General features: G+C 43.8%; 10 protein-coding genes. 1 reads left to right on the forward strand and 9 read right to left on the reverse strand.

All coding sequences use genetic code 11. The features are described from left to right. Positions 1–82: 82 nt before the first annotated feature. From MKY28_RS11075 to MKY28_RS11095, 5 genes are all read right to left on the reverse strand, one after another. Positions 83–1759, reverse strand: a complete 1677-nt coding sequence (locus MKY28_RS11075) for an ABC transporter substrate-binding protein (RefSeq protein WP_340935976.1) — start codon at positions 1757–1759, stop codon at positions 83–85. Positions 1760–1801: 42 nt separating this feature from the next. Beyond that, positions 1802–3463 (reverse strand): ABC transporter substrate-binding protein, encoded by a 1662-nt coding sequence (locus MKY28_RS11080; protein ID WP_340935977.1) that lies wholly within the window; start codon positions 3461–3463, stop codon positions 1802–1804. Between the two features lie 121 nt (positions 3464–3584). Further along, entirely contained in the window at positions 3585–5324 is a 1740-nt protein-coding gene (locus tag MKY28_RS11085; protein WP_340935978.1) for a sensor histidine kinase, read from the reverse strand. Further along, complete coding sequence (locus MKY28_RS11090) at positions 5306–6892, reverse strand: response regulator transcription factor (RefSeq protein ID WP_340935979.1); 1587 nt, start codon at positions 6890–6892, stop codon at positions 5306–5308. The genes MKY28_RS11085 and MKY28_RS11090 overlap by 19 nt, the downstream gene beginning before the upstream one ends. A 152-nt stretch (positions 6893–7044) precedes the next feature. Further along, on the reverse strand, positions 7045–8976 hold the full coding sequence (locus tag MKY28_RS11095; protein ID WP_340935980.1) for a hypothetical protein: 1932 nt from the start codon (positions 8974–8976) through the stop codon (positions 7045–7047). 159 nt (positions 8977–9135) lie between these two features. Between MKY28_RS11095 and MKY28_RS11100 the strand changes: the two genes are divergently transcribed. Continuing rightward, positions 9136–9990, forward strand: coding sequence for an AraC family transcriptional regulator (locus tag MKY28_RS11100; protein WP_340935981.1), 855 nt, complete (start codon positions 9136–9138; stop codon positions 9988–9990). A gap of 118 nt (positions 9991–10108) precedes the next feature. On the opposite strand, the gene MKY28_RS11105 is transcribed toward MKY28_RS11100, so the two are convergent. The 4 genes from MKY28_RS11105 to MKY28_RS11120 form a co-directional block, all read right to left on the reverse strand. Beyond that, a complete protein-coding gene (locus tag MKY28_RS11105) occupies positions 10109–12427 on the reverse strand; it encodes a glycoside hydrolase family 95 protein (RefSeq protein ID WP_340935982.1) in 2319 nt (772 codons plus the stop codon). A 286-nt stretch (positions 12428–12713) separates the two neighbouring features. After that, positions 12714–13139, reverse strand: a complete 426-nt coding sequence (locus MKY28_RS11110; RefSeq protein ID WP_036615834.1) for a MarR family winged helix-turn-helix transcriptional regulator — start codon at positions 13137–13139, stop codon at positions 12714–12716. 137 nt (positions 13140–13276) lie between these two features. Continuing rightward, the gene (gene nfsA / locus MKY28_RS11115; protein ID WP_340935983.1) at positions 13277–14017 is read right to left on the reverse strand and encodes an oxygen-insensitive NADPH nitroreductase; all 741 of its coding nucleotides are present in this window, start codon (positions 14015–14017) and stop codon (positions 13277–13279) included. 13 nt (positions 14018–14030) lie between these two features. Next, positions 14031–15377, reverse strand: coding sequence for an NtaA/DmoA family FMN-dependent monooxygenase (locus MKY28_RS11120; protein ID WP_340935984.1), 1347 nt, complete (start codon positions 15375–15377; stop codon positions 14031–14033). Between the last annotated feature and the right edge of the window lie 79 nt (positions 15378–15456).

Raw genomic sequence — 15456 nt, forward strand, 5'->3', positions numbered from 1 at the left:
GTTATTCATGCGAGGAGAAGCCGGAGTTTATGCTCTTTCGTCTTCTCCTGCGCATGTAACAGTTTGTTTTAAAGTGTTTGTATTACCATTTTCCTGCTACACGATCCTTCACAACTTTGGTAATGGTCGCTTCATAACCAGCTTTGTCCAATTTGTTCAATTCAGCCATGTAGGCATCCCACAGCTTATCAAAATTCGATGGTGCTCCCAAGATCATTTCCGGTAAGTATTTACGTTGCAGATCATCCGATTTGGTGGTGAAGATCTGTTCAGGTGATCCTTGCTCCAATGCGATGGACCATGCCGGGAACCAAGGCCGCTCTTCCGGTTTGTTAAACAATTCACTAAAGGTTTGGATACCGTAGGCTTCAAGGAATTTCTTATCTCCCTCGGTGTAAGATGCAGCGGCCACTTCCGGCTGGTTGCCAGGGCTATAAGCGTTACCATCGGTTAGTGTAGATTCACCGCCATATTTCGGCCAGTCTGTCCCAAAGTAGGTGAACCCGAATTTACGGCTGAGCTCCAGATCATCATGAGCCTTGCGTTGATCTTCATTTGCATAATAGAATCGGCCCTTTTCATCCACACTGTACGTCTCATCCTTGATTCCCCATTGCACCAGAACCTGATTCTCTTCCTTCAGCAAATTATCAAAATATTTGATGATACGAACAGGGTCTTTGGCATTCACCGAGATACCTGTTGCATAGTTGTTGACAAAGCCGGGAGGATCCACATACTGATCCTTGATTCCTTCATCAAACACAATCGGAAGTGGAGCGTAGCGCTTCTCATCAATGCCTGCCGAGAGCAGGTTTTTCGACGCGTCTCCAACCTGCCAGCCATAATTGAAGTATCCTAACACACGACCCGAAGTCAGCTTGGCCAAGTACTGGTCTTTGTTCATCGTAAAGGATTCCGGATCAAGCATGCCTTGAGCATTGACCTCATTTAACTTCTGAATCCATTTTTTCTGGGCATCTGTTCCGGCGACGACTTTTGCCTCATGGGTAGTCATGTCCACCATGACACTGCCATCGTTCGGATAACCGGCAAGATGCATCGCTGGATTTTGCAGTGTGAAGAAGTTATTAGCCACACCCGCAAGTGACACAAATCCGATCGTCTCTGCACCGTCGACAGTTGGATGTTTTTCCTTATAATCCTGAATTAGATCAAAATATTCATCCAGTGTAGTGATCTTGGGATAATCAAACTCTTTGAGCACAGATCGTTGAATCCAGAAAGCTCCTCCGCCCACATTTGGACTACCTGAATACTCACCCTGATTAGCCGTATAAGGCAGGGCATAGATTTTACCGTCTTCGGCATTTTTCATTTTATCGAAATATGGTCCATACACCCTTTTGATATTAGGACCGTATTCCTCAATCAGATCATCCAGCGGAATATAGGCACCTGCATCCAGTAACTTGGACATCTCACCACTGGAGCTAATGACATCAGGATAGTCTCCACTGGCAATCATGACACCGGCTTTTGTAGCACTATCACCTACCAGATATTCCATCTTCCAGTCCACACCCGTCTGCTCTTGCAACGCTTTACCGATGGTAGTTTCGCTTGCCAGAACATCCTTCTTGCCTGGAGAGAACATGTAATACGAGAACGTGACTGGACTGTTCTCATCATCACCTGTGGCTGAAGGCGCTGATGACGAACTGTTTTGACTGCACCCAGCCAGCAAAGCTGTTAGTAATACAGCTAAACCCGCTGTTCTAAATTTTGGTTTTAACATGTGAATATTCCCCCGTTCCGTGTTTTCTCTTATGGATTACACTCACCATTTGCCAGCTACACGATCCTTAACTGCCTGTGTTATCGTAGCTTCGTATGTTTTCTTGTCGAGTTGATTCAATTGACTCATATATTCATTCCATGTGTTCTCGAAAGTGGAAGGCGAATCCATAATCATTTTGGGTAAATATTTCTTCTGGAGGTCTTCTGCCTTGGTGATAAAAATCTGTTCAGGAGAGCCCTGCTCCAGTGCAATAGACCAAGCAGGAGACCAAGGACGCTCATCCGGTGTACTGAATAGTTCTGTGAATGTCTCCACACCATATTTCTCTAACAACAGCTTGTCACCGTCCGTGTAACTAAAGGTAGCCACTTCTGGTTGGTTGCCCGGTCCATAGGCGTTGCCATCCTCCAGCACGGAGTTATTCCCGTAACGAGGCCAGCTGTAATTAAAATAGTCAAAGCCGAATTTACGACTTAATTCTGGATCTTCATGTGCCTTGCGTTGGTCATCATTTTCAAAGTAAAAGCGACCCTCATCATTCACACTATACGTCTCGTTCTCAACACCCCATTGAACCAGAATCTGGTTTTCTTCCTTGAGCAAATTATCAAAATATTTAATAATTCGCACGGGATCTTTGGCATTTACGGTAATTCCGACACCGTAGTTGTTCACAAAACCTGGCGGGTCCACATACTGGTCTTTGACACTGTCATCAAATACGATTGGTAGAGATACGTATCGTTTATCGTCAATACCAGCCTTCTTGAGGTTGTTCGTTGCGTCTCCAACTTGCCAGGAGTAACTGAAATATCCCAGCACCCGACCGGACGTCAACTTGGCGAGATACTGATCCTGGTTCATTGTGAAGGATTCTGGATCAAACATCCCCTGTGCGTTAAACTCGCTCAGCTTCTGAATCCATTGTTTCTGATAATCAGATCCGGCTACCAGTTTGGCTTCATGACTCTGCATATCCACCATCACACTGCCATCGTTTGGATAACCTGCCAGATGCATAGCCGGATTTAGCAGGGTGAAAAAGCTGCCCGATTCACCAGCAAGTGTGGCGAAGCCGATGGTTTCTTTTCCATCGATCTGCGGATGCTTTTGCTTGTATTGCTCAATCAAGTCAAAATATTCGTCCAGCGTTTTGATCTTGGGGTAGTTAAACTCTTTTAACACAGCACGCTGAATATAAAAGCCGGTCTGAAAATTAGGCTCTGACACATAACCGATGTTGGCAGTGTATGGCAAGAAGTATATCTTTCCATCCTCCTGTCTGAATTTGTCCATATAAGACCCGTATACCCGCTTGATGTTAGGCCCGTATTGATCGATCAGTTCATCCAGCGGGATAAAAGATCCTGCATCCATCAATTTGGCCATTTCACCACTGGAGTCGATGATATCGGGGTAATCACCACTCGCAATCATTACACCTGCCTTGGTTGCACCGTCACCGACCAGATATTCCATCTTCCAGTCAACGCCTGTTTGTTCCTGTAGCTTCTTGCCAATGGTCGTGTTGCTTGCCAGAATGTCCTTCTTGCCACAGCCAAACGTGAAATATTTAAAGGTGACCAGGGTGTTGTCATTACTGTCAGGATAAGAGGCTTCCGGGCTGGCTTTATTACAACCTGCCAGGGTTACAGCCAGTAAAATGGCCAGACCTGTTATAATGTTTTTTTTTCTAAACATGTAGCAAATGCCCCCTTAAAGTATTGTTTGTGTCTTTAAGCCTTCTCAATATATCAAGATAGCGCTTTCAAAGTTACCCATGAAAGTGTACCTCCTACTTTGAAAAGTATATCCCTCGTATTTAGTCGCCTGGCATGGCTGATGGATCAAGTGGGAGCTTAATTTGGATATGCGTACCTTCTCCTTCCCATGTCTGGATGTCGAATGTAAAGTCATTTTTATAACAAAGTTTTAAGCGACTATACGCATTTTTCATGCCAACATGCTCTCCCATATCGGTGTTTTGATCCAGGTAACTTAACAACTCTTCCAATTTTGCTTGTGACATCCCTATACCGTTATCCGTTAGTCTGATATGGAGCTGGTCATTTTCCATTGAAACAAAGAGTTGAATGATGCCTACTCCCGGAGATGACTCAATTCCATGAATACTTGCATTCTCAACAAAGGGAAGGATAACCATCTTGGGGATTCGGTACATCAGTACCGCAGGATCTGCCTCAATGGTATATTGGAGTTTTTCTCCAAAGCGGTATTTCTGAATTTGCAAAAAACTCTCGATGAGTTCCAATTCTTCCTTCACTGTCACATCATTCTGATTCCAACTAATCGACTTGCGAAACATCTTGGCCATGTTATGCACGATTTTGGCAGTCTCTTTCTCACCTTTGATGAGGCTCCGCATACGTACCGACTCCAGCGTATTAAACAAAAAATGTGGGTTGATCTGACTATGGAGCGCATGAAGTTGTGCTTCCTGCTGCTTCAACTCCAGGTCTTTCTTTTGGATGTCGGCGAGATATACCTCATGAATCAGGTTATGGATCGTCTCGGTCATTCGATTAAATTCCATCGTGAGTTGACCTATTTCATCTCTTGCATCTTCAGGCGGAATCGTCTGGAAATTCTGTGTTTTTACTTTTTTCATATGTTTTAGAATACGCACCAGCCTGACATGGATGGATCTGGACATCGCCGCGATGATAATAGAAGGCAGGACAAAATTAATGCAAGCCAGCCATACGACGAAGGAACGGGACTTCCGCACCTCCTTCAACACAATTTCTTCATCCATCACTCCATGCAGGGACCACCCTTCCAGATAGTTAATACCTGTATACGTAATCTCAAAGGGAATCATTTTGTTTGGAAACTGGATCTCGCTGTAACGTTTCCCTATCTGAGCTTCTTCTGCTGTAGGATCATTTGAAAATTGGATGTGTCCCCCCGGATCAAGAAGATACACTTTTCCATCAAATCCGCTGTTGTGAAAATACTGCTTGATCATATCCATATTCAGGTCAATTTTAAGTAACTGCTCTCTCCCCCCAGTGTCCAGATTGTCGAGCCTTTGAACCAGACTTAACATCTGATCCGATGAGATCAATGCCGGATAAGGGGCGGAGTATGCCTGAAATTGAACATACCAGTCCGAGTTGCGGACATCGTCAGTTAAACGATCAATATAACCGGAAGATAAAATGGTAGAATTATCGGTATACACTTGATACCAGCGAATCCCCTGATTCATTTGCCCGGAGAATTGCCCTTTTAGATAGGAATTATAAGCGTCAATATACTCAAAATGACTCTGAAATGAACGGGAGATGGTGTCATTGAATACAGGGTCAGTATATAACGAATAAGAGAGGCCGACGCCCTGATCAATGGTTACTCGCAGGTCATTCTTCAGATTGTTCAGTGCCATGCCGGCATCACGAGTTTTCTGACTGCGAATATTGGCAGATGTGACATTGTAGAACACCACATTGGTAACAACGATGGGAATAAACACAGATAAGACATACATAAGCAGTAGCTTATCTCGAAGCTTCATGTAATTCAGGTTCCATCTTGGCATTGTGCACCTCGCTGCTCATTTCCCATAAGGAGATTGCGATACTCTGTAGGTGATAACTTAACCAATTTCTCAAACTGAGTTACAAAATAATCCGCATTCTGAAATCCTACACGTGCAGCAACCTCGTACATTCTCAGATCCGTCTGGCGCAATAACTTCTTCGCTTCATGAATCCGCAGGTTGAGCAGATAGTCATTAAAGTATTGATTGTAACTTTTGCGGAATAATCGCCCAAGATAAACGGGGTTCATGTAGAAGAGCGCAGCAATGCTCTTGAGATTGATGTTCTCGGTATAATTTGCATCAATATATCGTTTGATCTTGCTGATATCACCTTTGGATCGCTCCATCCGCAGATGAGAGACATAATCCTCGGCTTCCTCCAACGCGATGAGAAAAGCATCTTTCAATAGTCGTAAATTCCAACCTTCATGACTTTGTTGTGCCAGCTCCTTTAGCTGCTGTAGACCTTCATCATTACCACCCATTTCGTGGACTACAGCAAGAATACCCGTTATATAACGCAAAAGAGAACCCGATACAGCCTGAGGAGAAAATCGATTCATATGAAACAATTTGAATTTCTCTTCTACAATGTTGTGGTAAGAAGACCTATTCCCCTCTTCCAGGCTCAAGATTAATTGATCCACCTCGTCTTGGTACACATTGAAAACAAACAGCGGTTTGTCTTTGATCTCCGTATAACGTACGACACCACCAGTTTCAGCATATTTATGCTTGGCTGCTTCTTCAGCCGCCATAAGGGATTGTGGGACATCACCAATTTCTTTGACGAGTGTTCCTGCGTAAAGACCGATATCCAGGTTAAACCTTTTGCTCAGTGTTATATGAATATTATGCAGTTTATCCTGTAACGCCGAGCCCCCTTGATGATGATCAGGCCACAACAGTAATAAAGTAAACATGCCGCGTTGTTGCTCACTGATGAACATTTTGCATAAATTACTCTCCAGAGAATGTACTGCTTCACGTAGCTGTTCAATCGTAATTTTAATTGCATCTAATCCGGTCTGAAGTTCAATCAAAGTCATAAGCAGACTGGAGTTACGATTGATCCCAAGCATCTCGGCATATCGATGTTCATCTTCCTTCTGTACATGGCCTTTGATCACATCCTCCAGCATGATGTTACTGGCCTGTCCCTCAGCCAAAAGAATATGTTTTCTTTTATTGCAAATCAGATTAGCCGACTTCTGCAACGTCGCCGTCAGTTCTTCATCATCAATAGGCTTCAGGATATAGTCATGAACACCGTACCTGATTGCCTGCTGTGCATATTTGAAGTCATGATAACCACTGATGATAATGAACACAGGTTCCAGATGTGGCATTTTCTCTACGGCACGTATCAGTTCCAGTCCATCCAGAATTGGCATGCGGATATCTGTTATAATCACGTCTGGTTGCAGGCATTCAATCAGATTTAATGCCTCTGCACCGTTCTCTGCCTCTCCGATAATCTCCATATTAAGATCCATCCAATTTATGAGTTCATACAGCCCCTTTCGTACATACATCTCGTCATCTACCAGTAATACTTTTAACATCCGTGTGTCCCCTTTCCTCCAACGAAAATAAACCGCCGGTAGCATGTCTCCCTATCGGCGGCATCTAGTATGGTGACTGTTGTAGTTATTGCAAAATACATTCATTCATGTCGTGCATAATCCCAATAGTCGCCAACGAGGCCTTCGATGATCTATCCACTGGCCCATGGCATCAGGCAAAACCAGGTGCTGGCTGGTGTACCATCCGCATATTTTTCAGTGACCAGTCCTTCCGAATGACAGAAGCGTTCAGACATCCATCCTTTTTTGCCATAGCCGAATTCTTGATCATAACGATTATAGGTCTGACAACCCCACCCGATGGTATCCATCATACGTTGACGAACATAATTCTCTTCCCGCTGTCCAACATAATACAACAGCTCATCCACTAGATTGCTGGACATGGGGTGAATATGCGGATTAGCTACTGAAGTAACACTTCCCCCGGAACTGGACCAGCCTAATGTACTGAGTGGCGGAATCTTAATAGGTGAGTTGTAACAAAATTTGAAGCTGAATTCATAACTGATCGCATCTCTCATGTGATCTAGATACAGCTCGTCACCGGTCAACGCGTGCAGAAACCGAACAGCTTTGATGTAAGCCAGAATACCTTCCGAATCAACTGCCTTGTCCGCATCCAGCGGAGCGCCGTAACATTCCATGTGTTGGACATAGGTGTTGTAATAGTGGGCTTCACTGCGTCTAAGCTCTTCCAGAGAAGATTCATCATGGGTTAACCAACAGTAATATGCCTTGGCAGCAAGACACCAGACCCCACTAAAGGCATCATATTCAAGACCTGCTCCGGTCCGCTCTGACAAAATGGTGGGATATTCTCCATCCGTATTTTTCGTGCACTCCAGACGATCAAGTACTTGCTTGACGTAAGCAAGCCAATCATCGTGTCTCACATTTCGAATGCGCTTCTCATAATCGTAGCTTTTCAGAATGTAGAACATCGCTTGAGCTACAAGGTATGAGGAATGTCCTGGGGTACGCATGCCGTCAAACCACCAGCCTTTAACACTCCATATCCCATCCTGATAAGCGTCATACGGAAGTCCGGATTCGGGATTCATGGCATTCTCGATAATATTGGTAATACAGGATAACGCCTGCTGTCGCATGGGCTCATTATTCAGGCGCAGTGCGGCCATAAGCATTGGTGCAGCTATGGTCATACCATTTGTCCAACTGATTGAGATAATTTTGTTGTATCGGTAGCCACTGGTTTCAGCAGCATCTTCATATACAAATGTGGAATAATGACGATCCTCCGGAAGCCAGGCATGTTCATAGATGGCATTGGACAAATCCATTACCGTTGTCTGAATGTCACTTCCTTCTCTTGGTTTTTCGTGATACCTTTTATAGATTGTTTCCAGTGCTGGATTGATGCCCAGTTCTGATTCAGACTCGTAGTTATATAGTTCAAGTGTGAGCCCAACCGATTCACCTGCCGCAAGTTCAAAACAGTTTTCCCCAAGGGCAGCTCGTTCATGGACAAGTCTGGATTTGATAAATAACAACGGAGCATTCTCATATCCCAACGTATATCCGACCGTACCCTTTTCAATAGAACATGTGAATCCCCCATATTGCACAAAATTTCCTTCCATTCCTGGATACCATTGCTGCTTCTGGTTTCCTGTATTGATCCAGTAGGGACTTGCGCTTAGACCAACAATCCGACCTTCATCATAGATAAGTGCAGCTGGATGAGACAGACGATCACTTCTTACCATCCACCAGGGTGATGAAGGACGAGAAGGACTGCCCTCCCTTAGTCTGGGGAACTCATTTGGAACATTCTGAGGTGCTTCGCCCCGGTTGCGGCCATACATAAATGCAGGCAAAAAAAACCTCGGATTCTGTTTGCCCAACGGCATTTCCACATGAATTACCCCTGCCCAGGCATTCTGGCCCTCGTTGTAAATCTGAATGTCAGCTTGCCATGGAGCTTCTGCACTGCCGTTTCCGCTTATTACTTTTACGCTAGCTTTGAGAGCATGCTTGTCCAATGCCGTGTACTCTACGTTGTCCTGCACTCTACTTCTAGCCGTGAAAATCAGATCCATCTTTTCCTCCAATCGCGTTGTACACACCTGAGTGGAAACGCTTGCAATTATGTGTCCATCATGCTAGGATGGTTACATTTTATAGGTTCACGTCTGCAATTTCATTGCACAAACGGCTATATTTATTGCGCGAAACGACAAGGAGGTCATATATCTGATATGAATGAGACTTCAGAATACCTGTTTGATCCAATCCAGAATGAGCTGTTGTATCTTCATCGCACCACCACCACGTATAATATGGGAACGTTTTATCATCGACATAATGCATATGAACTCTACTTATTTCTTCGTGGCAATGTAAACTTCTATATTGAGAACCGTTGTTACCATTTGCAACGTGGAGATCTGCTCGTTCTTAACCCGGAGGAGATGCACCGTTCCTTTGCCTTGGACAAACACGAATATGAGAGAATCACCATAAATCTGAAAAAGTCATATCTGAACCGCTTGTCTACTTCAAGCACCAACTTATCCGCATGTTTCGACTACCGTCCCAAGGGTAAGGGTAATATCGTACATCTTGAAGAGGACGAACTTCAACGAGTGCTACAATTAGCTGGCGAACTTGAACAGTGTCTCTCATCAAGTGACTATGGAGCGGATATTCTGAGGAATATTTTGATTACTCAGTTACTCCTTCTAACGAATCTAACTTTTCAAAATACGGATTTTGTTGCAACGAATATTATGCCTGAACTAGTTCGAAACACGATGGATTACATTGAATGTAATCTGACGAGGCAACTGACGCTCAAACAATTGTCAGAGGCTATGTTCACGAATAGCAGCTATATTAGTCGACAATTCAAAAAACATACCGGACTCACGATTCGAGCATACATTCTTAGTCGCCGTATAGAGCTGTCGAAATCTTATTTAATCGAAGGTTTAAGTATTACAGAGGCCTGTTATCAATCCGGTTTTGGAGATTATGCCAATTTTATTCGCAGCTTCACCAAGCAGGTCGGCACTTCACCTGGTAAATTTGTTAAATATGGAAGTCTTCTTTAAACATTGCGTTGAGCAAAAACACGCCAACTCTTACCTATATCTTATCTCAGCAAAGAAAAAGAGCGAATTCGCCCGACAATTTTGTCAGCGGGTATTCGCTCAGGTAATCGGTAAGTTCTTATTTGTTATTCCATTTATCCCCTTTTAATTCAATCATAGCGTTGGGGCCAGAAAAGGTTAATTCTATCTTTTGGTCCAGATAGGATAAGGTTACTCTTGATTCTGCAATAGAGCGAATTCTGGTACTGAATAGACGACCATTTTCCCATTCCAGATCTATTTCAAATCCGCCACGAGCCCGAATACCACGAATATATCCTTTTGGCCACGCTGCTGGTAAAGCAGGTAACAATCTGATTACTTCGTTATGACTCTGGAGAAGCATCTCTGCTATCCCTGCAGTACCTCCAAAGTTCCCATCAATTTGAAATGGAGGATGGTCACAAAACAGATTGGGTAACGTGGAGGAACGTAGAAGTTCCACGATGTTATCGTGTGCAAGTTCCGACTCCTCTAATCGTGCCCACATGTTGAGAATCCACGCCCGGCTCCATCCTGTGTGTCCACCACCGTGTTCCAGTCTTCTGTCGAGTGTTACACGAGCTGCCTTGGCCAGGTCAGGTGTTGATTGCAACGTAATTTGCGTTCCAGGATGCAAAGCGAATAAATGGGAAATATGTCTGTGACCAGGTTCCAATTCATCATAATCGTTACTCCACTCTTGGATCTGGCCATGTTTGCCAATGGAGGTCTCCGGTATTTTGGTTAAAGCACCACGGAGTAATTCTCCAAATTCCTGATCCTCTTGCAATATTCGGGTACTTTCAATGCAACGAGTGAAGAGTTCTCTAATAATCTGATTGTCCATTGAAGCACCAAAACATAAAGCCCCCGACTCTCCATTATCTAATATATAGCGATTTTCCGGTGAGGACGAAGGACATATCACCCAATTGCCCGTAGGATCCTCTATTAGATAATCCAGAATAAACATAGCCGCATCTTTCATCGTGGCGTAAACTTTTTTGAGAAATTGAACATCCTTATTGTATTCGTAGTGGTCCCATAGATGTAATGAAAGCCATGCTCCTCCCATAGTCCAAAAGGTCGATGTCATGCATACATCCTGCGGAGCAGCGTCTGCCCAGATATCCGAATTGTGATGAGCAACGAACCCTTTGCATCCATACATGGTTCTAGCGGTTTCCTTTCCCCGGACTTGCAGTCGATCTATAAAATCAAATAATGGAACGTGACATTCAGACAGATTGCAGCTTTCTGCAGGCCAGTAGTTCATCTGTGTATTAATATTAATCGTATATTTGCTATCCCATACAGGAAGCATGTCTTTATTCCATATCCCTTGAAGATTTGCCGGTAAAGAACCTGGACGACTACTTGAGATAAGCAGATAGCGACCAAATTGAAAGTATAGACTCAGCAGTTCCGGATCATGCTGACCAGCTCTAAGCCGCTCAAGGCGCTGATCGATTGGAAGTTCGGAACATATCACATCTTTATTTTCATCTTCGAGATGTATATCCATCTTTTCGAATAAGGATTGATAGTCCGAGACATGATCGGCGAGCAGTTCGCTATATGGCTTTGTTGAAGCGGCCTCAATTCTTCGGAGGCACTCCGCTTCAAGTTGTTCCTTAGGTACTCGGAAATCCGTGCAAGCCGTGATTAGAATAGTCGCTGAATTACCATCCTTCAGAGAAAGCTGGCCGCTTGAATAATGAACCTGCCCTCCTTCAGATATAAGGCGAATCGCACAACAAAAATGGATTCCTTCTTCTCCCCCACTTCTTCCCCGGATGATCAAGTCATTCGTTCCACGCTTCTCGATCCGGTCCAGATAGGATTGGAAACCAACAGGATGCTTAAGAATATCTGAATAGGATGTTGATTCCAGAACGGTTCCCCTGCCAAAAACAGTGGAGAAAGATAACTTTCCAGGCACGCTAGATTTGAGATGAACAACGAGCACTTGATCCGGGTAGCTAGCAAAATATTCTCGGCTGTAAATGGATTGATCTGCGGTATAATTCACGTTTACCTTGCCTTGTTCCAGATCGAGATGTCTTTGATATCCATTTGGTTCATGTTCACTGTGATCCATAGCGATATAGAAGTCCCCTAATGGCTCATAATGCCTTTGCCCGTCAGGAACACCTACCAGAGTATCTGCTGCAAGTTCTTCTGCTTCCCTAATCTTACCGTCAAAAATCAGGCTTCTGATCTGAGATAAAGATTCAAGTGCTTGAGGATTATTCCGCTGCATCGGACCACCATACCACAGACTATCTTCATTAAGCTGAATTCTCTCGATCTGTGTTTTTCCAAAAATCATGCCTCCAAGAGTTCCATTTCCGATAGGTAATGCCTCTTCCCATGTTCCAGCAGGTTGATTAAACCAGATATTTTTGGTCTTCACGTTAAAACCTCCAACGAATTATAATTCCTCACATTTTCATGTTTAGTGTGTTCCGTTTGTATGTTCTTTCAGTGTACTGTAATCTCTTAAGCATCTAAATGAACAAAATTAACTTGAATTATCACAATCTTATCCCAACATTAGAGGTGTAATCGTGAATTCGGATACGGACAGTACAAATTCTTTGTTCTGGACAGGGAAGTTTAGCTATTGGCAATAAAAAAAGCCGCTACAATAGCGGCTCTGTTTCGTTCATTTATTTAGATTACGTGAATCTTGGCATAAGTTATAAAATATTTCGCTCCATTTGTTGCATGAATTGTCTCAATATCAGCCGATCTTCCGAAGAAATGGATTGAAGTAGTTTCTCTTGTTGCTCTCTCCATTTATACTCAACCGGTTTTTCTAATTCTTTGCCCTTATCGGTTAGAAAGATACGCATGATCCTTGCATCCTGTACATCACGCTTGCGATATATAAATCCGTTCTGCTCCAGTGATTTGACCATGTTTGTAACCGTTGGTGGTTCGCATTTCATATGTTCACTTAGTTGCATCTGGGTTACCCCATCACCCAACCACAGCCGATACAACAGATTATCTTGTCCTACATAGAGATTAAGTTCCCGAAGAGATTCACTATAATTTCGTCGCATTTGGGAGGAAATTCGATCTAAAGACTGTCGAATTTCACAATCTACTGTATCTGTCATGAACGATCCCTCCCTACATCCGAATTATATTTAGCAGACTAAATGTATCATGGAGATATACAGGTGTCAATTCACCTTAGTGTCGTCTTTAAGGGCCTTTTCCTATCCAAGTTTCACCCGAAAGATTGATTTAGTCCTTATTTTTTGGCAAAACCTTGCTTGTTCAAATAGGCCATCATTTGCGGTTGAATACTTCTCTCGAGGTGATCCTGGATATGGTCACTCCATCCTTTTACTTTTTTTACGGTGAAAGGAGCTCTCGTCGGACGATTTTCATAATACTTCAGCATGGTCTCATCATAGATTGCTAATTTCTCTTGATCCATTGGTTGGTATTGATTATCAAGCAATACCATGGATTGAGGGAGCCGAGGTTTCAGTTCCGGCTTATCTCCAGCTGGATTCCCGATACATAACCCCACCAGAGGGATAACATATTTAGGTAAATTCAATACGTCGGATAGTTCGCTAATATTGGCTCTGACCCCACCAATGAACACTCCGCCAAGTCCCATCGATTCAGCCGCGGTTAACGCATTTTGTGCCATCAGGCCAGCATCGAATGAACCAATCAACAGAAATTCAATATATTCAATATCCACATCCGGAGCGATTTCATGATTTCGGTTGAAATCTGCACAGAAGATCCAGAATTCGGCCGCTTCTTCAATATAGGGTTGATCGACACACAGATGTCTGAGTTTTTTTCGAAGTACTGGATCTGTGATGCGTATAATGGATACCGCCTGCAGAAGACTGAACGATGAAGTTTGATTTGCTGCCTGAAATATTGCATCTATTTGTTCCTCAGTTAGGGGTTGAGATGTGTAAGAACGAAACGATGTATGGTTATGAAGCAATTCGAGTGTGTTATTCATTAAACGCTCTCCTTTATTCGTTGATTCCATGTTCCTGCAATCCGTATTCGTAAGGAACGCCCATATTCTCGCGTAGTGTTTTTCCTTCATATTCCTTATGGAACAAACCGCGTTCCTGCAAGATAGGTACTACCTGATTCACAAAATCTGCAACGCCATCAAAAGATACATCGGGCACGACTGAGAATCCGTCACATGCTTCAGCCAAAAACCATTCTTCCAAGAAGTCAGCAACCTGTGTCGGGGTGCCTGCAACAACCGGATGATAGTTAATGACCCCGTGAGCGAGAACATCCCTTACAGAGAGTCCTTCTTTTAATAACTTTAAGGCTCTCGGAGAACGTGGGTCCATGGGGTTGGCATATGCATTTTTCAACAAGTCTGCCGCTAAAGGTTGATCTATATCTACGGAGTTTACCGATAAGGGTAAACCAACCATGGAGCCGAGGTAACTTACCCTGCTGGGAATTTCCTGAGGATTAAAGCTCATAAGCTGTTTCCGACGATCCAGAGCTTCTTCCTCCGTTGAAGCCAGAGAAAACATAAAACCAGCAAACATTTTGATATCATCGGGGTTTCGACCAAAACGGGCAGCACTTTGCCTTATGGCTTGTCTGTGTTCACGGGCAGACGTAATATCATAAGGATTGGCGTACACTCCCGAAGCATATTTCCCAGCTAATTCTAATCCTTCACCTCCTCCCCCTGCCTGGAAAATCACTGGCTGCCCTTGCTCAGAGGGCGGAATGGGCAAAGGACCACGAGATGCATAATATTGACCCTGAAGGTTAATAGGCTGGATTTTGTCCATATCCGCAAATTCCCCTCCTTCTACATCTAACGTCCAAGCGTCTGGTTCCCAGCTCCCCCACAAGGCCTGAACAATTTGTATGCTTTCATGTGCCTTGTCATATCGTTCTTGGCGATTTTCAACCCGGGCACCGAAATTAGCCGCCGCTAGGGGGTCGGATGTGGTAACCGCATTCCATCCCACACGTCCATGACTGATAACATCCAGTGCTTTGAACTGACGTGCAATGTTGTAGGGATAATTAAATGTTGTGGAAAGGGTAGCAACAAGCCCAATGTGTTGTGTCTCTCTTGCTACTGCCATCAGTGCCAACACGGGGTCCATAGGGGACATAGGTGTCTGTGGGCCTAAATTATTGGATAAGCCTGGAGTGTCAGCGATGAAAATCATTTGAAATTTTCCTTGTTCAGCTAATTTAGCCCGTTCTACATAACTATCCATATTGGTGTAAGCTGCAGGATCCGTGCCAGGCATTCTCCATGCGCTAAATTCGGCTCCATAACCCGAAACCATCTGTAAAGCCAGTTGCATTTCACTTCTTTTTTTCATAACGATTTTCTCCTTCGTTCTGGACAGGCACAGATATGTGTGCCCTTTCAATAGTGCGAATATACTTAGCATGCTAAGT

Origin of the sequence: Paenibacillus sp. FSL R5-0473 (genome assembly GCF_038004565.1) — a bacterium.
In the GTDB taxonomy this organism is placed as follows: Bacteria; Bacillota; Bacilli; order Paenibacillales; family Paenibacillaceae; genus Paenibacillus; species Paenibacillus amylolyticus.

Excerpts from the sequence above, each read along its gene's own strand:
- MKY28_RS11075 (WP_340935976.1), bottom strand. The coding sequence starts at position 1,759 with ATGTTAAAACCAAAATTTAGAACAGCGGGTTTAGCTGTATTACTAACA.
- MKY28_RS11080 (WP_340935977.1), bottom strand. The coding sequence starts at position 3,463 with ATGTTTAGAAAAAAAAACATTATAACAGGTCTGGCCATTTTACTGGCT.
- MKY28_RS11085 (WP_340935978.1), bottom strand. The coding sequence starts at position 5,324 with ATGCCAAGATGGAACCTGAATTACATGAAGCTTCGAGATAAGCTACTG.
- MKY28_RS11090 (WP_340935979.1), bottom strand. The coding sequence starts at position 6,892 with ATGTTAAAAGTATTACTGGTAGATGACGAGATGTATGTACGAAAGGGG.
- MKY28_RS11095 (WP_340935980.1), bottom strand. The coding sequence starts at position 8,976 with ATGGATCTGATTTTCACGGCTAGAAGTAGAGTGCAGGACAACGTAGAG.
- MKY28_RS11100 (WP_340935981.1), top strand. The coding sequence starts at position 9,136 with ATGAATGAGACTTCAGAATACCTGTTTGATCCAATCCAGAATGAGCTG.
- MKY28_RS11110 (WP_036615834.1), bottom strand. The coding sequence starts at position 13,139 with ATGACAGATACAGTAGATTGTGAAATTCGACAGTCTTTAGATCGAATT.
- nfsA (WP_340935983.1), bottom strand. The coding sequence starts at position 14,017 with ATGAATAACACACTCGAATTGCTTCATAACCATACATCGTTTCGTTCT.
- MKY28_RS11120 (WP_340935984.1), bottom strand. The coding sequence starts at position 15,377 with ATGAAAAAAAGAAGTGAAATGCAACTGGCTTTACAGATGGTTTCGGGT.